Here is a 19,013-nt window from a genome sequence, read left to right as displayed (position 1 = left end):
GTAAGCTGTGATTCGTAGGCCGGATAAGCGTAGCGCATCCGGCAAATCTCTTAACCCTTCATGTCCCGCAGTCGGCGACTCAGCCAGATCCCGTGGTGCGGTCGCTGACGCCATGCTACCGACGAAATGGTATGCATGGTGTTCAGGTGCCCAAGAACCCGCTGCAGATGCTGCTCAAGGGTGCTTAACGGACCATGGGACAGCATCTCTGGCGCTTCGAGAATATTCACATCTCCCGAGCTTCCCGGCCCATCATATTCCAGCCGCTGCTGACAGCGCTGGAGCGCAATTTCACAGGACTCCAGATACCGCTGCGCCAAATCCGGCGTCAGCATCGTATGTTCCCTTGCCAGAGTGGTCATCGCGTTGATGTGTTCGACGATGAACTGGCTGTGCGTGACCCACAGTTTCATGTCTGCAAGGTAGTGCGAGTTAAATCCTGGCTCCTGCATTGCCTGGTTCAGCGAGTTGAACAGCGTGTTTTGCGTCTGGTTGACGCGCATGCGCTGATACGCCAGCGGCGTGGCCTGTGGATCGTTGCTGAGGATCAGACGAATGGCCTCCTGGTCGGCTTCTAACGCATCGTGGGCGTTCTTACGCAGCAGACCGCTCTGCCACTGTGGCCACAGCCAGAGCGTGCCGCCAAAGGCGATTAAGCAGCCAATGACCGTATCGACAAACCGCGGCACGATAAACTCTTCCCCGTTCAGCGTCAGCAGTTGCAGGGTGTATACCGCCGTTACCGTAAAACCGACGGTAGCCCAGCCGTAGTTTTTACGGATGATCAGATAGCTCACCAGGGTGATCAGCAGCATGGCCGCCAGCGTGAAACCTTCAGGAATATGAAAGTGCAACGTGACGCCGGCAATAACCAGTCCAACGAGCGTACCTACGGAACGGTGTAAGATGCGCACCCGGGTCGCCCCGTAGCCATTTTGCGTAACAAACAGGACTGTCATCAAAATCCAGTAAGGCTTTGGCAGGTGTAAGGCGCTGCCCATCAGGCTGGCGATACTCAACATAACGCTGATGCGTCCGGCATTGCGCAGCGCTGGGGATTTCAACGACAGGTAGTTTTTCAGGGCAGGGATCAGCGGCAACCGACGCTGCTTGTCAGCCATTAAGTCACGGGCATACAGCGGACGCTGGGTCCGTAGCACGCGGGCAATACGGCTGAAGTGCCAGTAGCAAAATTGCCCCACCGGATTGTCCGGATGCTGCCTGGCGATTTTCTCCAGCGTGCCAATCTGCTTTTCCATCGAGAAACGGGTCGGCAAGCGGTGATACAAAATATCATCGGCCAGTACCCGAAGGCGTTCGGCGACGGTTCGCGCGTTCCAGCGAATTACCTGCTCCGCGTGGCTACGCTCAACCAGTTTTTGCACTTCTTCTGGCTGGTGGAGGCTAACGGAAATATGCTCCTGTAAATCCAGCGCCTCCTGAAAGGCACGCAGCAGGCGTTTGTATTCGTTGTTGTGATGTGCCGACAGCATATGCATTTGCTGATAGCACTGGGTAATCAGATCCACTGCCTTTTGTTGGCGAACCAGCAGGGGAGGCAGCGCTTTTTCTGGGTCGGCATGCTGGGTCAGCATGCTGTACTTGGCTTCACAGTAATCGGCTAATTCACGGTACAGCAAGCTGAGCGATTCGCGGAGCGGTTGCTCGCGCCACATCCAGAACCAGAACCAGTTGAACAGGCCGTACCATAACGTGCCTAGCGCGTAGATCAGCAGCGGCTCCCAGACGGGCATATTCCCGGCCAGGCTGAGCGTGAAAATCGCCGCGATAAGCGAGGCTGGCAGTAATCGCGCATGCAAAGGGCTTAGCTCGGCGGTTACGCCAAGAATCAGCGTCAGGCCGGTGAGGATCAATGGTAACGGTATAGTTTGCGCAAGCAGTAACTGCATGATCAAACTGCACCCGGCAAACAGCGATGCACCAATGACTAAGCGTTTGAAAAAGCGCTTGTGCGGAGTATCAAGACCGGCAATGTTGCAGCAGGCAGGGACGAGGGAAAAGAGAAGCCCCAAATGAAGCTGACCGATGATCAGACCAACAGCCACAGGTAAACATAGCACCAGCGTTTGTCGTAGTGCGTAGTTGATCTCTGGGTGGTATATCAGTCTTCGCCACATCGGAGTAAACAAAAGTGGCGCATTACTGGGTAACGCGCCACTTCGATGGGGTTAACGCGTGCCGTAGACGACGATGGTCTTACCGTGTGCGGAGATCAGGTTCTGATCTTCCAGCATCTTCAGAATACGACCGACGGTCTCACGGGAGCAGCCAACGATCTGGCCGATTTCCTGACGGGTGATTTTAATCTGCATGCCGTCCGGGTGGGTCATCGCATCAGGCTGTTTCGCCAGATTCAGCAGAGTCTGCGCGATACGACCGGTTACGTCGAGGAAGGCAAGGTTGCCCACTTTTTCAGACGTGACCTGCAGACGACGAGCCATCTGAGAAGACAGGCGCATCAGAATATCCGGGTTGACCTGGATTAATTGGCGAAATTTTTTGTAGGAAATTTCAGCGACTTCACATGCGGTTTTGGCACGTACCCAGGCGCTACGTTCCTGACCTTCTTCGAAGAGGCCTAATTCACCAATAAAATCGCCCTGATTCAGATAAGAAAGGATCATTTCTTTCCCTTCTTCATCTTTGATCAGCACTGCCACGGAGCCTTTAACGATGTAATACAACGTTTCCGCTTTTTCACCCTGGTGAATCAGCGTGCTCTTCGATGGGTACTTATGAATATGGCAATGAGACAAGAACCATTCGAGAGTCGGGTCTGTTTGCGGTTTGCCAAGCACCATGCGCGGTTATCCTCTGTTATAAGCTGTCTCCAGAGCCAGAAAACGACGCTGCCTCTGGGTTTGCAAAAATATGCTTCCCGCTACCTGGGAAAGGGGCTGTCAAAAATATACTGCAGCCTGTAATGTGATGTCCTCTGCATACATGCAGTACGTCAATGTATTACTGTAGCATCCCGTCTGTTTTAGCATAGCTTTCGCCGTGTGTCTCCTGGTGTCTCGCTTCAGCATGACGCAGGTCGCCTTCCGTTGCGAGAATTGTTATGTGCGCGTAATCTGTCAGGAAAATTGAAACATTGGAGTTACGAAATATGCAAGCGCGTGTAAAGTGGGTTGAGGGGTTAACCTTCCTCGGTGAGTCCGCCTCTGGTCACCAAATTTTGATGGACGGTAACTCCGGTGATAAAGCGCCGAGCCCGATGGAAATGGTATTAATGGCTGCTGGCGGTTGTAGCGCGATTGATGTGGTATCGATCCTGCAAAAGGGTCGTCAGGATGTGACCAACTGCGAAGTGAAACTGACTTCAGAGCGTCGTGATGAAGCGCCGCGCCTGTTTACCCACATCAACCTGCATTTCATCGTAACGGGTAACGATCTGAAAGATGCGTCTGTCTCCCGCGCCGTCGATCTTTCAGCGGAAAAATACTGCTCCGTAGCGTTGATGCTGGAAAAGGCAGTGAATATTACCCATTCCTATGAAGTGGTTGCTGCTGCGTGATGCCATGCCTGATGGCGTTTCACTTATCAGGCCTACAGGATATAAACGCGTAGGCCGGATAAGGCATCAGCCGCCATCCGGCAAAAGACCAAATCACTCGATCTTCTTACCTTCCATCAGTCGCTGTACCAGCGGCAGCATAATCAATTCCATCGCCAGACCCATTTTGCCGCCAGGTACGACTAACGTATTGATATGGGAAATGAATGAGCCCTGCAGCATGGCCAGTAACCACGGGAAGTCGATCCCTTCCAGGTTACGAAAATGAATCACGACAAAGCTTTCATCCAGTGACGGAATACTCTTAGCGGCAAAGGGATTAGAGGTATCGACGGTCGGTACGCGCTGGAAGTTAATATGCGTCCGGGAAAACTGCGGCGTGATGTAATTGATGTAATCGTCCATTGAGCGCACCACCGAGTCCATCACCGCTTCACGCGAATGGCCACGCTCGCTGGTATCGCGAGTCAGCTTCTGGATCCATTCCAGGTTTACGATAGGTACCACGCCAACCAGCAGATCGACATGCCGGGCCACGTTTTGCTGCGGGGTGACGACACCACCGTGCAGCCCTTCGTAGAACAGTACATCCGTCGGTTCAGGCAGCGGCTGCCAGGGCGTGAATGTCCCCGGAACCTGGTTCCATGGTACGGCCTCATCGTAAGTGTGCAGATATTTTCGCGACTGGCCTTTGCCCGTCTGACCGTATTCGATGAAGGTTTGTTCCAGCAAGCCGAAGTCATTAGCTTCGGGGCCAAAATAGCTGATATGCCGCCCGGCATCGCGTGCTTTGCGAATCGCCATATCCATTTCCGGACGGGTATAGCGATGAAAACTGTCACCTTCCACCTCGGCGGCGCGCAGATTTAACTGCGCGAAAATTTTACGAAACGCGAGGCTGGTGGTAGTGGTCCCCGCGCCGCTGGATCCTGTTACCGCAATCACCGGATGTTTGGCAGACATAACAACTCCATGAAATGGTTGTAATTATAGTAAAGTCGGCCGGCGGCTACGGATTACTCGTGAATCTGCTTCCTCGGCATAATGTTGACCGTTTCATGCAGTTCAGACCACACCAGCACGGCTTCACCTGATTGTAGTTGGCGTTTGACGTCGGCGACTTTTTGTTCGAGCGAGCGTTCATGTTCACCATAATCGGTGCCTTCGCGCAAGACAAAGCTTTCAATCAAATTGTCCAGCGCGTCCGGGGAGATATCTTGCCATGGGATAATCATGATGATGCCTCCAGATACGTTGTCAGCCAGTCCGGGATTCTTGATTCCAGCCACATCTCAGGACGGCGCACCGTGCCACCTATAAATCCAACGTGGCCGCCGCGTTCAGTAAGCTGGTACTCCACCTGTGAGGGCAGATTTTCCGGTTTCGGGATCACATGATGATCCATAAACGGATCGTCTTTCGCATGGATAATCAGCGTTGGTTTGGCGATCCGATTGAGCAACGGCATGGCGCTGCACTGGCGGTAATAGTCTATAGCATCGGCGAAACCGTGGATTTTGGCGGTGATTAGATCGTCAAAATCGCGAATGCGGCGTAAAGATTTCAACTGGGCCAGACTCACCGGCAGCGAACCTGGATAAGCTTCAAGCTTACGTGAGGCATTGGCTTTCAACAGATTGAGCAGGTAGCGCTGGTAGACCCGGGAGAAGCCCTTGTCCATATGGTAGCTACAGGCTTCGAGCACGAAAGGTGCAGAAACGATAACCGCCGCATCTATCGGAATATCGTTGCCTTCTTTTGCCAGCAGGCAAGCCAGCATGTTTCCACCGAGTGAATAACCTACCGCCGCGGTCGGTACGCGACCGAACTCACGCTCCAGCCAGTGTAAAAACCAGGTGCCATCTTCTGTTTCGCCCGAGTGATAAATGCGGTTCAGACGATTGGGTTCGCCGCTGCAGCCGCGAAAATGCATTACCACGCCCAGCCAGCCGCGCTTTTGTGCTGCTTCAATCAGGCCATGTGCGTAGGGGCTGTTTAGACTGCCTTCCAGACCGTGAAAAACCACCAGGCGCGGTTTGTGTTTCGCCTGTTGCGGATCTTCGCTCCACGCCAGATCGACGAAATCACCGTCGGGCAATTCCAGACGCTGCCAGTGGGCGTCGAACTTCACCTTGCGGCGAATTAAACGCGGCAGCATCGTCTGCAGATGGCGGTTACTGATACCGCGCATCGGGCGGAATTCTCGCGAATCGTCGGTAGGTGGGGTCATTTCTGTGGACGTGATTTCAACCATAACACCGGAGCAATTAATAATCGGAAAGAGTAACTATACCGCGCACAGCGCGTGCGGGTTAGCCAATATGTGATTTTGTCGCTAGTCAGTCAGCAGGTTACGCGAGATTGGGTCACAACTACGTCAACGAAACGTAGGCCTGATAAGACGCGCGAGCGTCCTCATCAGGCATTTTCGGCTCTGGCGCCGGATGGCAGCTTCGCCTTCTCCGGCAATCATGACTACTCGGCGAGCATTTGCTCAAGCTGCTCCTGAGCCTCCAGCCAGGCCATTTCACACTCTTCCAGCCCGGATTTCGCACTGGCCTGCTGCTGCAAACAGGCGGTAAGTTCGGCTTTGCGACTTTGGTCGTACAGTTCGCTGTCGCCGAGTTTTTCTTCCGCCTGCGCCAGCTGTGCGTGCAGTTTCTCCATCTCTTTTTCCAGACGGGTAATCTCTTTACGCAGCGGCTGCGTCAGGGAGCGCAGTTCCGCTTCGCGGCGCTTCTGGTCTTTACGCGCCTGGGCGCTGTTAACGCTCTCTTTCGCCGGTTCGTCGCCCTGGTTTTCCTGTTTCTGGACATCGCTCAGCCACTGCTGATAATCCTCCAGATCGCCATCAAACGGCTCGACTTTCTTGTCGTGTACCAGATAGAGGTCGTCGGTGGTGGAGCGGATCAGGTGACGGTCGTGCGAGACGACAACCAGCGCGCCTTCAAAATCGATCAGCGCTTCGGTCAGCGCCTGGCGCATATCCAGGTCCAGGTGGTTGGTCGGTTCATCGAGCAGCAGTAGGTTAGGGCGCTGCCAGACGATCAACGCCAGCACCAGACGCGCTTTTTCGCCACCGGAGAAGCGGCGTGTCTCTTCGCTGACTTTATCGCCCTGGAAGCCGAATCCACCCAGGTAGTCACGCAGTTTCTGTTCCAACTCCTGCGGTGCCATGCGTGCCAGATGCTGAATGGGTGATTCTTCGGCGCGTAAAAACTCCAGCTGGTGCTGCGCGAAGTAGCCCAGCTTGATGCCTTTCGCCAGGCCAATCTCGCCGCTGATGGGGGCCAGTTCGCCGGCCAGCAGCTTAATCAGCGTCGATTTACCCGCGCCGTTGCGACCGAGCAGGCCGATGCGGGAACCCGGCACCAGATTCAGTTTGATCGAATCGAGAATGACGCGATCGCCGTAGCCAGCGCTGACCTTTTCCATCTTCAGCAGCGGGTTTGGCAGGCTTTCCGGCTCACGGAAGCTGAAGTGGAACGGGTTGTCCACGTGCGCTGGGGCAATCAGCTCCATGCGTTCCAGCATTTTGATACGGCTCTGTGCCTGCTTCGCTTTCGTTGCTTTAGCGCGGAAACGATCGATATAGCTTTGCAGATGCGCCACGCGCTCCTGCTGGCTTTCGTACATTGCCTGTTGCTGTGCGAGGCGCGTCGCACGCTGGATTTCAAACGCGCTGTAGTTGCCGGTGTACTCGAACATGGTTTGCTGTTCGATATGGATAATTTTATCTACCACCGGATCGAGGAAGTCGCGATCGTGGGAGATCAAAATCAGCGTACCCTGATAGCTTTTCAGCCATCTTTCCAGCCAGATCACCGCGTCGAGATCGAGGTGGTTGGTGGGTTCATCGAGCAGCAGTAGGTCTGAACGGCAAATCAGCGCCTGGGCCAGGTTGAGACGCATACGCCAGCCACCGGAGAAGTCGCTGACCGGGCGCTCAAGCTGTTCGTTGGAGAAGCCGAGGCCATGCAGCAGGCTGGCGGCGCGTGAGCGCACAGTCCAGGCGTCGATGGCATCCAGCTTGCCATGGACAGTGGCAATGGCATGTCCATCGTTACGTTCGTTAGCGTCGTTCAACTGCGCTTCCAGTTGACGATACTCGCGGTCGCCGTCAATGACGTACTCCAGCGCGGGCTGTGGCAACGCAGGCGTTTCCTGATTCACCCACGCGAGCTGCCAGTTTCCCGGATAGGTAAATCCTCCAGCGTCGGCGCTGAGTTCATTTTTCAGCAATGCCAGCAGGGTAGATTTACCGCAGCCATTTTTACCCACCAGGCCAACCTTCTGCCCTGGATTAATGGTGGCCGTGGCATTGTCCAGCAAGACGCGCACGCCGCGACGAATTTGTAACGATGAGAAAACAATCATAAGGCGCCGTATGTTCAGACTATGTTAATTTATCATTATGATAATGTAATGTGCGGGCCGTTTGCCGCACCGAGGCGCAATGGTAGCCCAAAACGTCGAAAATAGACAAAAGACAAAACCGGGAGGGGGATGATGTTCCAGCCAGCGAAAGTCTTGCTGCTGTATGCCCATCCGGAATCTCAGGACTCGGTCGCGAATCGTGTTCTGCTTAAACCGGCCATGCAGCTCAGCAATGTTACCGTGCACGACCTTTACGCGCACTATCCTGATTTTTTTATCGATATTCCGCATGAACAGGCGCTGCTGCGTGAGCATGATGTGATTGTTTTTCAGCACCCACTCTATACCTATAGCTGTCCGGCGCTGTTAAAGGAATGGCTTGACCGCGTACTGAGCCGCGGATTTGCCAGCGGTCCCGGAGGGAATCAACTGGCGGGAAAGTACTGGCGTAGCGTTATCACTACCGGAGAACCGGAAAGTGCCTACCGCTATGACGCGCTAAACCGTTATCCAATGAGCGATGTGCTGCGTCCTTTCGAGCTAACGGCCGGTATGTGCCGCATGCACTGGATGAGCCCAATTATCGTTTACTGGGCCAGACGGCAAACGAAGCAGGAGCTGGACAGCCATGCGAAAGCGTATGGTGACTGGCTGGCGAATCCAATCCCTGTGGGAGGCCGCTAATGGAAGGTTCTGATTTATTGACAGCGGGAGTGTTGTTCCTCTTCGCGGCGGTGGCTGCAGTTCCCCTGGCCTCAAAGCTGGGTATCGGTCCTGTGCTGGGTTACTTGCTGGCGGGTATTGCTATCGGCCCGTGGGGATTAGGATTCATCAGCGATGTGGATGAAATTCTGCACTTCTCCGAGCTGGGCGTAGTCTTTCTGATGTTCATCATTGGGCTGGAACTTAATCCCGCCAAACTGTGGCAACTGCGGCGTTCAATTTTTGGCGTCGGTGCCGCGCAGGTGATGCTGAGCGCGGTGGTGCTGGCCGGATTATTGATGCTCACTGCGTTCTCCTGGCAGGCGGCAGTGGTTGGCGGCATTGGTCTGGCGATGTCATCGACCGCTATGGCGCTACAGTTGATGCGCGAAAAAGGCATGAACCGCAGTGAATCCGGACAACTGGGTTTTTCGGTACTGCTGTTTCAGGATCTGGCGGTGATCCCCGCGCTGGCACTGGTTCCGCTGCTGGCGGGTTCTGCTGACGAACATTTTGACTGGATCAAAGTGGGAATGAAGGTGCTGGCCTTTGCCGGCATGCTGATTGGCGGTCGCTATTTGCTGCGACCGGTTTTCCGCTTTATTGCGGATTCTGGCGTGCGGGAAGTGTTCACCGCTGCCACGCTGCTGTTGGTGCTGGGTTCTGCTCTATTTATGGATGCGCTGGGGCTGTCAATGGCGCTGGGAACGTTTATCGCGGGCGTGCTGCTGGCGGAAAGCGAATACCGACATGAGCTGGAAACGGCAATCGATCCGTTTAAAGGCCTGTTGCTCGGGCTGTTTTTTATCTCCGTTGGCATGTCGCTCAACCTCGGCGTGCTCTACACCCATATTCTGTGGGTGGCAGCGAGCGTGATAGTGCTGGTGGTCGTAAAAATGCTGGTGCTGTATGTGCTGGCGCGTCTTAACGGCATGAGAAGCTCTGAACGGATGCAATTTGCCGGGGTTTTAAGTCAGGGTGGTGAATTCGCTTTCGTGCTGTTTTCAACGGCATCCTCGCAACGGCTGTTTCAGGGCGACCAAATGGCGTTGCTGCTGGTGACCGTCACGCTGTCGATGATGACCACACCTCTGGTGATGAAGCTGATTGATAAATGGCTCTCCCGCCAGTTTAACGGCACGGATGAGGAAGATGAAAAACCCTGGGTGGAAGATGATAAACCGCAGGTGATTGTGGTGGGGTTTGGGCGTTTTGGTCAGGTTATTGGTCGCCTGTTGATGGCCAATAAAATGCGCATTACCGTTCTGGAGCGGGATATCAGCGCGGTGAATCTGATGCGTAAATATGGCTATAAGGTTTATTACGGTGATGCCACGCAGGTGGAACTGTTGCGCTCCGCAGGGGCAGAGGCGGCGCAATCTATTGTTATTACGTGTAATGAGCCTGAAGACACCATGAAACTGGTGGAACTGTGCCAACAGTATTTTCCGCATTTGCATATTCTTGCGCGAGCGCGCGGACGTGTAGAGGCACATGAGTTATTACAGGCTGGTGTGACGCAGTTTTCCCGCGAAACGTTCTCCAGTGCGCTGGAGTTGGGGCGTAAAACGCTGGTTACACTGGGAATGCATCCGCACCAGGCTCAGCGCGCTCAGCTGCATTTTCGGCGGCTGGATATGCGCATGCTGCGGGAACTGATCCCCATGCATACAGATACGGTACAAATCTCTCGAGCCAGGGAAGCCCGACGCGAGCTGGAGGAAATTTTCCAACGAGAGATGCAGCAAGAGCGACGTCAGTTGGATGGCTGGGATGAATTTGAGTAGAGGATAACCATGGCAATTCGTAAACGTTTTATCGCAGGTGCAAAATGTCCGTCCTGCCAGGCGCAGGATACGCTGGCGATGTGGCGCGAAAATAATATCGATATTGTTGAGTGTGTTAAGTGCGGTCATCAGATGCGGGAAGCGGATAAAGAGGCGCGCGAGCACGTTCGCAAAGAAGAGCAAGTGATCGGGATTTTTCATCCGGACTAGCGATATGGCGCAGCTTTTTTTAAGCTAGAGGGTACACGGGTGCAGAATTCCGCTACAATCTGCGCCACTATTCTTTCCATGCTCAGGAGATATCATGAAAGTAGCAAAGGACCTGGTGGTCAGCCTGGCCTATCAGGTACGTACAGAAGACGGTGTGTTGGTTGATGAGTCTCCGGTGAGTGCACCGCTGGACTACCTGCATGGTCACGGTTCCCTGATTTCTGGCCTGGAAACAGCGCTGGACGGTCATGAAGTTGGCGACAAATTCGATGTTGCTGTTGGCGCAAACGACGCATACGGTCAGTACGACGAAAACCTGGTGCAGCGCGTTCCTAAAGACGTCTTCATGGGCGTTGACGAACTGCAGGTTGGCATGCGTTTCCTGGCTGAAACTGACCAGGGTCCAGTACCGGTAGAAATTACCGAAGTGGAAGACGACCACGTTGTGGTTGACGGTAACCACATGCTGGCTGGCCAGAATCTGAAATTCAACGTAGAAGTTGTTGCTATCCGCGAAGCGACCGAAGAAGAACTGGCTCACGGCCACGTTCACGGTGCGCACGGTCACGACCACGATCATGACCACGGTCATGACGGTTGCTGCGGTGGTCACGGCCACGGTCACGACCATGGTCACGAGCACGGCGGCGAAGGCTGCTGCGGCGGTGGCGGTAAAGGTAACGGCGGCGGCTGCGGTTGCCACTGATCGGTATGATTGCCTGATGGCGCTACGCTTATCAGGCCTACCGTAGGCCGGATAAGACGTTTCCGTCGTCATCCGGCACAAAAAAGCGGGGATATCCCCGCTTTTTTTACGTCTCAATAATGTGGCGGCGGGGTCTCTTCAGACTGCGACGCAATGTGGGACGGCTGCGTTGCTTTGAGCTTTTCCGTCAGCAGACGCAGATGGTCGCGCAGTTTGGCCATTTCCAGTTCATGCGCGGTCACCGTCACGTTGAGCTCTTCAATGGTGATCTCCTGAAATGCCAGGCGACTTTCCAGTTCAGCCAGGCGAGTTTCCATTGTTGTATCCTGCATGATTCACCTCTTTCTTTTTTCTCCGGCAGATCGCGGACTGCGGCGAATTCTACTTAACTTTGCCTGTTTGCACAGCACTCAATCTTCGGTAACGAAACTAATTTAAACAAAAAGAGTCTGAAAAGTGGTGATAATAGGGCGTGCCTGTATGTTGATTTGTTCTGCAACGCTTTATAGTACATTTTTATGTTAGCTAACCCTGGGGTGAGATGCCCCGGCCCTGGAGATATGGATGAAATCACTGTTTAAAGTAACGCTGCTGGCGACCACAATGGCTGTTGCTCTGCATGCCCCGATCACCTTCGCTGCTGATGCTGCGAAACCAGCCGCTACTGCTGACAGCAAAGCAGCATTCAAGAATGACGACCAAAAAGCCGCTTACGCGCTGGGCGCGTCCCTGGGTCGTTATATGGAAAACTCTCTGAAAGAGCAGGAAAAACTGGGCATCAAACTGGATAAAGATCAGCTGATCGCTGGTGTTCAGGATGCGTTTGCAGACAAGAGCAAACTGTCTGACCAGGAAATCGAACAAACTCTGCAGGCGTTTGAAGCGCGCGTGAAGAGCTCCGCTCAGGCGAAAATGGAAAAAGACGCGGCTGACAACGAAGCCAAAGGTAAAGTTTACCGCGAGAAATTTGCTAAAGAGAAAGGCGTTAAAACCTCTTCTACTGGCCTGGTCTACAAAGTAGAGAAAGAAGGTACTGGCGCTGCACCGAAAGACAGCGATACCGTGGTAGTCAACTACAAAGGTACGCTGATCGATGGTAAAGAGTTTGATAACTCCTACACCCGTGGTGAGCCGCTGTCTTTCCGTCTTGACGGTGTAATCCCTGGTTGGACTGAAGGCCTGAAAAACATCAAGAAAGGCGGCAAAATCCAGCTGGTTATCCCACCGGATCTGGCTTACGGCAAAACCGGCGTCCCGGGTATTCCGGCCAACTCTACGCTGGTCTTTGATGTTGAACTGTTAGACATCAAACCGGCACCGAAAGCTGACGCGCAGCCAGATGCTGCACCGGCAGATAAAGCTGCAGACAGCAGCAAAAAATAAGCTAACAGAAACCGCCGCCCACAGGGCGGCGGTTTTTTATTATCGACAGGATATAATTAATACTGGAAAGCGCCTTGTGCGCTGTATTACTTTAGATGCCCCTATAATAGTGATGAGCCTGCCCTGACAACATAACGACAGGCTCCTGAAAAGGAGTGCTTTTTTTCATGTCCAGGTCGCTTTTAACCAACGAAACCAGTGAGCTAGATTTGCTGGATCAACGTCCTTTCGATCAAACCGACTTCGATATCCTCAAATCCTACGAAGCGGTAGTGGACGGGTTGGCGATGCTCATTGGTTCCCATTGTGAAATCGTATTGCACTCTTTGCAGGATTTGAAATGCTCGGCCATCCGCATTGCTAACGGTGAACACACGGGCCGTAAAATTGGCTCACCGATTACCGACCTTGCGTTGCGTATGCTGCATGATATGACGGGTGCGGATAGCAGCGTGTCGAAGTGTTACTTCACACGTGCGAAAAGCGGTGTCTTGATGAAGTCGGTGACGATTGCCATTCGCAACCGTGAGCATCGCGTGATTGGTCTGCTGTGCATCAACATGAACCTTGATGTTCCTTTCTCGCAGATAATGAATACCTTTATCCCACCGGAAACCCCGGAAGTGGGCTCTGCCGTCAACTTCGCTTCTTCGGTGGAAGATCTGGTTACCCAGACGCTGGAATTCACGATCGAAGAAGTGAATGCCGATCGCAATGTTTCCAACAACGCGAAGAACCGCCAGATCGTCCTGAATTTGTATGAGAAAGGCATCTTCGATATTAAAGATGCCATCAACCAGGTCGCCGATCGGCTGAACATCTCCAAACATACGGTCTACCTCTATATTCGTCAGTTCAAAAGCGGCGATTTCCAGGGGCAAGACAAGTAATGCGTTTTGCCATCATGGTGACAGGGCCTGCTTATGGCACGCAGCAGGCGAGTAGCGCGTTGCAATTTGCTCATGCGCTTCTCGAAGAAGGGCATGAGTTATGCAGCGTCTTTTTCTATCGTGAAGGTGTATATAACGCCAATTTCCTGACTTCACCCGCCAGTGATGAATATGATCTGGTGCGGGCCTGGCAACAGCTGAACCAACAGCATGGTGTAACGCTGAATATCTGCGTGGCGGCGGCGTTGCGTCGCGGCGTTGTTGATGAAACTGAGGCAAAGCGGCTGGGGCTGGCAGGGGCTAATTTACAACCAGGTTTTAACCTCAGCGGGCTTGGATCGCTGGCTGAGGCATCCCTGACCTGCGATCGCGTGGTGCAGTTCTGATGAAACGTGTTGCTTTTGTTTTTTCTACCGTACCGCACGGCAGCGCATCAGGCCGTGAAGGATTAGATGCATTGCTGGCGACATCTGCATTAACGGAAGACCTCGGCGTGTTTTTTATCGGCGATGGCGTCTTTCAAATCCTCCAGGGACAACAACCGGATGCCGTGCTGGCGCGAGACTATATCGCAACCTTCAAGCTGTTAGGGTTGTACGATATCGATCAATGTTGGCTGTGCGCCGCTTCATTACGCGAGCGGGGCCTTCAGCAGGGGGTTAATTTTGTGGTCGATGCGACAGCGCTTGAACCGGAAGATTTACGCCGTGAGTTAGGCAACTTTGACGTCATTTTAAGGTTTTGAGACTCTCATGCTGCACACACTACATCGCTCCGCGTGGCTTACCGATTTCTCCTCTCTTCTTCGCCTGATAGATAAAGACGATGAACTTTTATTGCTCCAGGATGGTGTGACGGCGGCAATTGAAGGCAGCCGTTTCCTTGAAAATCTGCAAAATGCCTCCATTAAGGTCTATGTACTGGAAGAAGACATTAAGGCCCGCGGGTTGAGTGGTCAAATTTCAGACAGTGTCGTCAGGGTTAGCTATACTGACTTCGTCAGACTTACGGTGAAGCATCCCAGCCAGATGTCCTGGTAATTGTGGGATCGTTGTATATTTCTTGACACCTTTTCGACACCGACCTAAAATTCTGCGTCCTCATATTGTATGAGGTCGTTTTATTACGTGTTTACGAAGCAAAAGCTAAAACCAGGAGCTATTTAATGGCAACAGTTAACCAGCTGGTACGCAAACCACGTGCACGCAAAGTTGCAAAAAGCAACGTGCCTGCGCTGGAAGCATGCCCGCAGAAACGTGGCGTATGTACTCGTGTATATACTACCACTCCTAAAAAACCGAACTCCGCACTGCGTAAAGTTTGCCGTGTTCGTCTGACTAACGGTTTTGAAGTGACTTCCTACATCGGTGGTGAAGGTCACAACCTGCAGGAGCACTCCGTGATCCTGATCCGTGGCGGTCGTGTAAAAGACCTCCCGGGTGTTCGTTACCACACCGTTCGTGGTGCGCTTGACTGCTCCGGCGTTAAAGACCGTAAGCAATCACGCTCCAAGTATGGCGTGAAACGTCCTAAGGCTTAATGGTTCTCCGTTAAGTAAGGCCAAACGTTTTATATTAATGTCAAACTAAACTCTTAGAGTTTTGGACAATCCTGAATTAACAACGGAGTATTTCCATGCCACGTCGTCGCGTCATTGGTCAGCGTAAAATTCTGCCGGATCCGAAGTTCGGATCAGAACTGCTGGCTAAATTTGTAAATATCCTGATGGTAGATGGTAAAAAATCTACTGCCGAAACTATCGTATACAGCGCGCTGGAGACCCTGGCTCAGCGTTCTGGTAAAAACGAACTGGAAGCTTTCGAAGTAGCTCTCGAAAACGTGCGCCCGACTGTCGAAGTTAAGTCTCGCCGCGTTGGTGGTTCTACTTATCAGGTACCAGTTGAAGTCCGTCCGGTCCGTCGTAATGCTCTGGCAATGCGTTGGATCGTTGAAGCTGCTCGTAAACGCGGTGATAAATCCATGGCTCTGCGCCTGGCGAACGAACTTTCTGATGCTGCAGAAAACAAAGGTACTGCAGTTAAGAAACGTGAAGACGTTCACCGTATGGCAGAAGCCAACAAGGCGTTCGCACACTACCGTTGGTAATCCCTTCGGAGTTTTAGTCACCAGGCGGGCGCTTCTAGTAAGCAGCCCGCTTTGGGCTACTTAAATTGAACGCCTAAAAGATAAACGAGGAATCAAATGGCTCGTACAACACCCATCGCGCGCTACCGTAACATCGGTATCAGTGCGCACATCGACGCCGGTAAAACCACTACTACCGAACGTATTCTGTTCTACACCGGTGTAAACCATAAAATCGGTGAAGTTCATGACGGCGCAGCCACCATGGACTGGATGGAGCAGGAGCAGGAACGTGGTATTACTATCACCTCCGCAGCGACTACTGCATTCTGGTCTGGTATGGCTAAGCAGTATGAACCGCATCGCGTAAACATCATCGACACCCCGGGGCACGTTGACTTCACTATCGAAGTAGAACGTTCCATGCGTGTGCTTGATGGTGCAGTAATGGTTTACTGCGCAGTTGGTGGTGTTCAGCCTCAGTCTGAAACCGTATGGCGTCAGGCAAACAAATATAAAGTTCCGCGCATTGCGTTCGTTAACAAAATGGACCGTATGGGTGCGAACTTCCTGAAAGTTGTTGGTCAGATCAAAACCCGTCTGGGCGCGAACCCTGTTCCGCTGCAGCTGGCAATTGGCGCTGAAGAAGCGTTCACCGGTGTTGTTGACCTGGTGAAAATGAAAGCCATCAACTGGAACGAAGAAGATGCAGGTGTAACCTTCACTTATGAAGATATCCCGGCTGACATGCAGGAACTGGCTGAAGAATGGCACCAGAACCTGATCGAGTCCGCTGCAGAAGCTTCAGAAGAGCTGATGGAGAAATACCTGGGTGGTGAAGAACTGACTGAAGAAGAGATCAAAAAAGCTCTGCGTCAGCGCGTTCTGAACAACGAAATCATCCTGGTAACCTGTGGTTCTGCGTTCAAGAACAAAGGTGTTCAGGCGATGCTGGATGCGGTAATTGATTACCTGCCATCCCCAGTAGACGTACCTGCGATCAACGGTATTCTGGACGACGGTAAAGATACTCCTGCTGAGCGTCATGCTAGCGATGACGAGCCGTTTGCTGCTCTGGCATTCAAAATCGCTACCGACCCGTTCGTGGGTAACCTGACCTTCTTCCGTGTGTACTCTGGTGTGGTTAACTCCGGTGACACCATCCTGAACTCCGTGAAAACTGCACGTGAACGTTTCGGCCGTATCGTACAGATGCACGCTAACAAACGTGAAGAGATCAAAGAAGTTCGCGCGGGCGATATCGCTGCTGCAATCGGTCTGAAAGACGTGACCACTGGTGACACTCTGTGTGACCCGGATCACCCGATCATTCTGGAACGTATGGAATTCCCTGAGCCGGTAATTTCCATCGCGGTAGAACCGAAAACCAAAGCTGACCAGGAAAAAATGGGTCTGGCTCTGGGCCGTCTGGCGAAAGAAGACCCGTCATTCCGCGTATGGACTGACGAAGAATCTAACCAGACCATTATCGCTGGTATGGGTGAGCTGCACCTCGACATCATCGTTGACCGTATGAAGCGTGAATTCAACGTTGAAGCGAACGTCGGTAAACCTCAGGTTGCTTACCGTGAAGCGATTCGCGCGAAAGTTACCGATATCGAAGGTAAACACGCTAAGCAGTCTGGTGGTCGCGGTCAGTACGGTCATGTTGTTATCGACATGTACCCGCTGGAGCCGGGTTCAAACCCGAAAGGCTACGAGTTCATCAACGACATCAAAGGTGGTGTAATTCCTGGCGAATACATCCCGGCCGTTGATAAAGGCATCCAGGAACAGCTGAAATCTGGCCCGCTGGCTGGTTACCCGGTTGTTGATCTGGGCGTGCGTCTGCACTTCGGTTCTTACCATGACGTTGACTCCTCTGAGCTGGCGTTTAAACTGGCCGCTTCTATCGCCTTCAAAGATGGCTTTAAGAAAGCGAAACCAGTTCTGCTTGAGCCTATCATGAAGGTTGAAGTAGAGACTCCGGAAGAGAACACCGGTGACGTAATCGGTGACTTGAGCCGCCGTCGTGGTATGCTTCGTGGTCAGGAATCCAACGTCACTGGCGTTGTTATCCATGCTGAAGTTCCGCTGTCTGAAATGTTCGGATATGCAACCCAGCTGCGTTCTCTGACCAAAGGCCGTGCTTCTTACTCCATGGAGTTCCTGAAGTACGACGATGCGCCGAACAACGTTGCTCAGGCCGTTATTGAAGCCCGTGGTAAATAATCCACAGGATTAAAACCTAAGTCCCGTGCTCTCTCCATAGGGGAGAGCACTATAGTAAGGAATATAGCCGTGTCTAAAGAAAAATTTGAACGTACAAAACCGCACGTTAACGTCGGCACCATCGGCCACGTTGACCACGGTAAAACTACCCTGACCGCTGCAATCACTACCGTACTGGCTAAAACCTACGGCGGTGCTGCTCGTGCATTCGACCAGATCGATAACGCGCCGGAAGAAAAAGCTCGTGGTATCACCATCAACACTTCTCACGTTGAATATGACACCCCGACTCGCCACTACGCACACGTAGACTGCCCGGGCCACGCCGACTATGTTAAAAACATGATCACCGGTGCTGCGCAGATGGACGGCGCGATCCTGGTTGTTGCTGCGACTGACGGCCCGATGCCGCAGACTCGTGAGCACATCCTGCTGGGTCGTCAGGTAGGTGTTCCGTACATCATCGTGTTCCTGAATAAATGCGACATGGTTGATGACGAAGAGCTGCTGGAACTGGTAGAAATGGAAGTTCGTGAACTTCTGTCTCAGTACGATTTCCCGGGCGACGACACTCCGATCGTTCGTGGTTCTGCTCTGAAAGCGCTGGAAGGCGAAGCAGAGTGGGAAGCGAAAATCATCGAACTGGCTGGCTTCCTGGATTCTTACATCCCAGAACCAGAGCGTGCGATTGACAAGCCGTTCCTGCTGCCTATCGAAGACGTATTCTCCATCTCCGGTCGTGGTACCGTTGTTACCGGTCGTGTAGAGCGCGGTATCATCAAAGTTGGTGAAGAAGTTGAAATCGTTGGTATCAAAGAGACTGCTAAGTCTACCTGTACTGGCGTTGAAATGTTCCGCAAACTGCTGGACGAAGGCCGTGCTGGTGAGAACGTTGGTGTTCTGCTGCGTGGTATCAAACGTGAAGAAATCGAACGTGGTCAGGTACTGGCTAAGCCGGGCTCTATCAAGCCGCACACCAAGTTCGAATCTGAAGTGTACATTCTGTCCAAAGACGAAGGCGGCCGTCATACTCCGTTCTTCAAAGGCTACCGTCCGCAGTTCTACTTCCGTACTACTGACGTGACTGGTACCATCGAACTGCC

General features: G+C 52.9%; 20 protein-coding genes and 1 pseudogene. 14 read left to right on the top strand and 7 right to left on the bottom strand.

The window, feature by feature from the left end; all coding sequences use genetic code 11:
* Window positions 1-50: 50 nt before the first annotated feature.
* Complete coding sequence (locus tag OGY18_RS18055; RefSeq protein WP_008786302.1) at window positions 51-2,138, bottom strand: YccS/YhfK family putative transporter; 2,088 nt, start codon at window positions 2,136-2,138, stop codon at window positions 51-53.
* A 51-nt stretch (window positions 2,139-2,189) separates the two neighbouring features.
* Window positions 2,190-2,822 (bottom strand): cAMP-activated global transcriptional regulator CRP, encoded by a 633-nt coding sequence (crp, locus tag OGY18_RS18050; protein ID WP_000242758.1) that lies wholly within the window; start codon window positions 2,820-2,822, stop codon window positions 2,190-2,192.
* A gap of 308 nt (window positions 2,823-3,130) precedes the next feature.
* On the opposite strand from crp, the gene OGY18_RS18045 reads away from it, so the two are divergent.
* Window positions 3,131-3,538 (top strand): OsmC family protein, encoded by a 408-nt coding sequence (locus OGY18_RS18045; RefSeq protein ID WP_003827750.1) that lies wholly within the window; start codon window positions 3,131-3,133, stop codon window positions 3,536-3,538.
* Window positions 3,539-3,631: 93 nt separating this feature from the next.
* Here OGY18_RS18045 and OGY18_RS18040 read toward each other — a convergent pair whose 3' ends face one another.
* The 4 genes and pseudogenes from OGY18_RS18040 to OGY18_RS18025 form a co-directional block, all read right to left on the bottom strand.
* A complete protein-coding gene (locus OGY18_RS18040; protein ID WP_003827751.1) occupies window positions 3,632-4,501 on the bottom strand; it encodes a phosphoribulokinase in 870 nt (289 codons plus the stop codon).
* 53 nt (window positions 4,502-4,554) lie between these two features.
* A complete protein-coding gene (locus OGY18_RS18035; RefSeq protein ID WP_003023615.1) occupies window positions 4,555-4,773 on the bottom strand; it encodes a YheU family protein in 219 nt (72 codons plus the stop codon).
* A pseudogene (locus OGY18_RS18030) lies at window positions 4,770-5,838 on the bottom strand (hydrolase). The gene OGY18_RS18035 and the pseudogene OGY18_RS18030 overlap by 4 nt, the downstream one beginning before the upstream one ends.
* Window positions 5,839-6,013: 175 nt before the next feature.
* Window positions 6,014-7,915: an ABC transporter ATP-binding protein gene (locus tag OGY18_RS18025; RefSeq protein WP_286553878.1), complete on the bottom strand. Its 1,902-nt coding sequence runs from the start codon at window positions 7,913-7,915 to the stop codon at window positions 6,014-6,016.
* Window positions 7,916-8,047: 132 nt separating this feature from the next.
* Between OGY18_RS18025 and kefG the strand changes: the two genes are divergently transcribed.
* The 4 genes from kefG (at window position 8,048) to slyD (ending at window position 11,320) form a co-directional block, all read left to right on the top strand.
* On the top strand, window positions 8,048-8,599 hold the full coding sequence (gene kefG, locus OGY18_RS18020) for a glutathione-regulated potassium-efflux system ancillary protein KefG (RefSeq protein WP_003023629.1): 552 nt from the start codon (window positions 8,048-8,050) through the stop codon (window positions 8,597-8,599).
* The gene (gene kefB, locus OGY18_RS18015; protein WP_003827759.1) at window positions 8,599-10,404 is read left to right on the top strand and encodes a glutathione-regulated potassium-efflux system protein KefB; all 1,806 of its coding nucleotides are present in this window, start codon (window positions 8,599-8,601) and stop codon (window positions 10,402-10,404) included. Before kefG ends, kefB begins: the two co-directional genes overlap by 1 nt.
* A 9-nt stretch (window positions 10,405-10,413) precedes the next feature.
* Window positions 10,414-10,614, top strand: coding sequence for a YheV family putative zinc ribbon protein (locus tag OGY18_RS18010; protein WP_016154768.1), 201 nt, complete (start codon window positions 10,414-10,416; stop codon window positions 10,612-10,614).
* Between the two features lie 94 nt (window positions 10,615-10,708).
* Complete coding sequence (slyD, locus tag OGY18_RS18005) at window positions 10,709-11,320, top strand: peptidylprolyl isomerase (protein ID WP_008786294.1); 612 nt, start codon at window positions 10,709-10,711, stop codon at window positions 11,318-11,320.
* A 113-nt stretch (window positions 11,321-11,433) separates the two neighbouring features.
* On the opposite strand, the gene OGY18_RS18000 is transcribed toward slyD, so the two are convergent.
* Window positions 11,434-11,652 (bottom strand): protein SlyX, encoded by a 219-nt coding sequence (locus OGY18_RS18000; RefSeq protein WP_003023639.1) that lies wholly within the window; start codon window positions 11,650-11,652, stop codon window positions 11,434-11,436.
* A 232-nt stretch (window positions 11,653-11,884) separates the two neighbouring features.
* On the opposite strand from OGY18_RS18000, the gene fkpA reads away from it, so the two are divergent.
* The 9 genes from fkpA to tuf all read left to right on the top strand — a co-directional run.
* Entirely contained in the window at window positions 11,885-12,703 is an 819-nt protein-coding gene (fkpA, locus tag OGY18_RS17995; RefSeq protein WP_003827768.1) for an FKBP-type peptidyl-prolyl cis-trans isomerase, read from the top strand.
* A 167-nt stretch (window positions 12,704-12,870) separates the two neighbouring features.
* Entirely contained in the window at window positions 12,871-13,593 is a 723-nt protein-coding gene (locus OGY18_RS17990) for a helix-turn-helix transcriptional regulator (RefSeq protein WP_003023643.1), read from the top strand.
* Window positions 13,593-13,979 (top strand): sulfurtransferase complex subunit TusD, encoded by a 387-nt coding sequence (gene tusD / locus OGY18_RS17985; RefSeq protein ID WP_003827770.1) that lies wholly within the window; start codon window positions 13,593-13,595, stop codon window positions 13,977-13,979. The genes OGY18_RS17990 and tusD overlap by 1 nt, the downstream gene beginning before the upstream one ends.
* The gene (gene tusC, locus OGY18_RS17980) at window positions 13,979-14,338 is read left to right on the top strand and encodes a sulfurtransferase complex subunit TusC (protein WP_003827771.1); all 360 of its coding nucleotides are present in this window, start codon (window positions 13,979-13,981) and stop codon (window positions 14,336-14,338) included. Before tusD ends, tusC begins: the two co-directional genes overlap by 1 nt.
* A gap of 7 nt (window positions 14,339-14,345) precedes the next feature.
* On the top strand, window positions 14,346-14,633 hold the full coding sequence (gene tusB, locus OGY18_RS17975) for a sulfurtransferase complex subunit TusB (protein ID WP_286553877.1): 288 nt from the start codon (window positions 14,346-14,348) through the stop codon (window positions 14,631-14,633).
* 125 nt (window positions 14,634-14,758) lie between these two features.
* Window positions 14,759-15,133 carry a 30S ribosomal protein S12 gene (gene rpsL, locus OGY18_RS17970; RefSeq protein ID WP_003023654.1) on the top strand — a complete coding sequence of 125 codons (375 nt, stop codon included), beginning with the start codon at window positions 14,759-14,761 and terminating at the stop codon, window positions 15,131-15,133.
* 95 nt (window positions 15,134-15,228) lie between these two features.
* A complete protein-coding gene (gene rpsG / locus OGY18_RS17965) occupies window positions 15,229-15,699 on the top strand; it encodes a 30S ribosomal protein S7 (RefSeq protein WP_003023657.1) in 471 nt (156 codons plus the stop codon).
* 96 nt (window positions 15,700-15,795) lie between these two features.
* Entirely contained in the window at window positions 15,796-17,910 is a 2,115-nt protein-coding gene (gene fusA / locus OGY18_RS17960; protein ID WP_003023659.1) for an elongation factor G, read from the top strand.
* A gap of 69 nt (window positions 17,911-17,979) precedes the next feature.
* Window positions 17,980-19,013 (top strand): elongation factor Tu (gene tuf / locus OGY18_RS17955; RefSeq protein ID WP_286553871.1); only part of this gene is annotated, 1,034 nt, incomplete at its 3' end.

The organism is Citrobacter sp. Cpo142 (assembly GCF_030332425.1).
Taxonomy (GTDB): domain Bacteria; phylum Pseudomonadota; class Gammaproteobacteria; order Enterobacterales; family Enterobacteriaceae; genus Citrobacter; species Citrobacter portucalensis.
This window is presented reverse-complemented; position numbering and strand designations above follow the sequence as displayed.

Bases quoted from the DNA above. Each gene is read 5' to 3' on its own strand.
- OGY18_RS18025 (WP_286553878.1), bottom strand. From the start codon at position 7,915: ATGATTGTTTTCTCATCGTTACAAATTCGTCGCGGCGTGCGCGTCTTG.
- kefB (WP_003827759.1), top strand. From the start codon at position 8,599: ATGGAAGGTTCTGATTTATTGACAGCGGGAGTGTTGTTCCTCTTCGCG.
- OGY18_RS18010 (WP_016154768.1), top strand. From the start codon at position 10,414: ATGGCAATTCGTAAACGTTTTATCGCAGGTGCAAAATGTCCGTCCTGC.
- OGY18_RS17990 (WP_003023643.1), top strand. From the start codon at position 12,871: ATGTCCAGGTCGCTTTTAACCAACGAAACCAGTGAGCTAGATTTGCTG.
- fkpA (WP_003827768.1), top strand. From the start codon at position 11,885: ATGAAATCACTGTTTAAAGTAACGCTGCTGGCGACCACAATGGCTGTT.
- OGY18_RS18045 (WP_003827750.1), top strand. From the start codon at position 3,131: ATGCAAGCGCGTGTAAAGTGGGTTGAGGGGTTAACCTTCCTCGGTGAG.
- kefG (WP_003023629.1), top strand. From the start codon at position 8,048: ATGTTCCAGCCAGCGAAAGTCTTGCTGCTGTATGCCCATCCGGAATCT.
- rpsL (WP_003023654.1), top strand. From the start codon at position 14,759: ATGGCAACAGTTAACCAGCTGGTACGCAAACCACGTGCACGCAAAGTT.
- rpsG (WP_003023657.1), top strand. From the start codon at position 15,229: ATGCCACGTCGTCGCGTCATTGGTCAGCGTAAAATTCTGCCGGATCCG.
- tusC (WP_003827771.1), top strand. From the start codon at position 13,979: ATGAAACGTGTTGCTTTTGTTTTTTCTACCGTACCGCACGGCAGCGCA.
- crp (WP_000242758.1), bottom strand. From the start codon at position 2,822: ATGGTGCTTGGCAAACCGCAAACAGACCCGACTCTCGAATGGTTCTTG.
- OGY18_RS18000 (WP_003023639.1), bottom strand. From the start codon at position 11,652: ATGCAGGATACAACAATGGAAACTCGCCTGGCTGAACTGGAAAGTCGC.
- fusA (WP_003023659.1), top strand. From the start codon at position 15,796: ATGGCTCGTACAACACCCATCGCGCGCTACCGTAACATCGGTATCAGT.
- tusD (WP_003827770.1), top strand. From the start codon at position 13,593: ATGCGTTTTGCCATCATGGTGACAGGGCCTGCTTATGGCACGCAGCAG.
- OGY18_RS18035 (WP_003023615.1), bottom strand. From the start codon at position 4,773: ATGATTATCCCATGGCAAGATATCTCCCCGGACGCGCTGGACAATTTG.
- OGY18_RS18040 (WP_003827751.1), bottom strand. From the start codon at position 4,501: ATGTCTGCCAAACATCCGGTGATTGCGGTAACAGGATCCAGCGGCGCG.
- OGY18_RS18055 (WP_008786302.1), bottom strand. From the start codon at position 2,138: ATGTGGCGAAGACTGATATACCACCCAGAGATCAACTACGCACTACGA.
- tusB (WP_286553877.1), top strand. From the start codon at position 14,346: ATGCTGCACACACTACATCGCTCCGCGTGGCTTACCGATTTCTCCTCT.
- slyD (WP_008786294.1), top strand. From the start codon at position 10,709: ATGAAAGTAGCAAAGGACCTGGTGGTCAGCCTGGCCTATCAGGTACGT.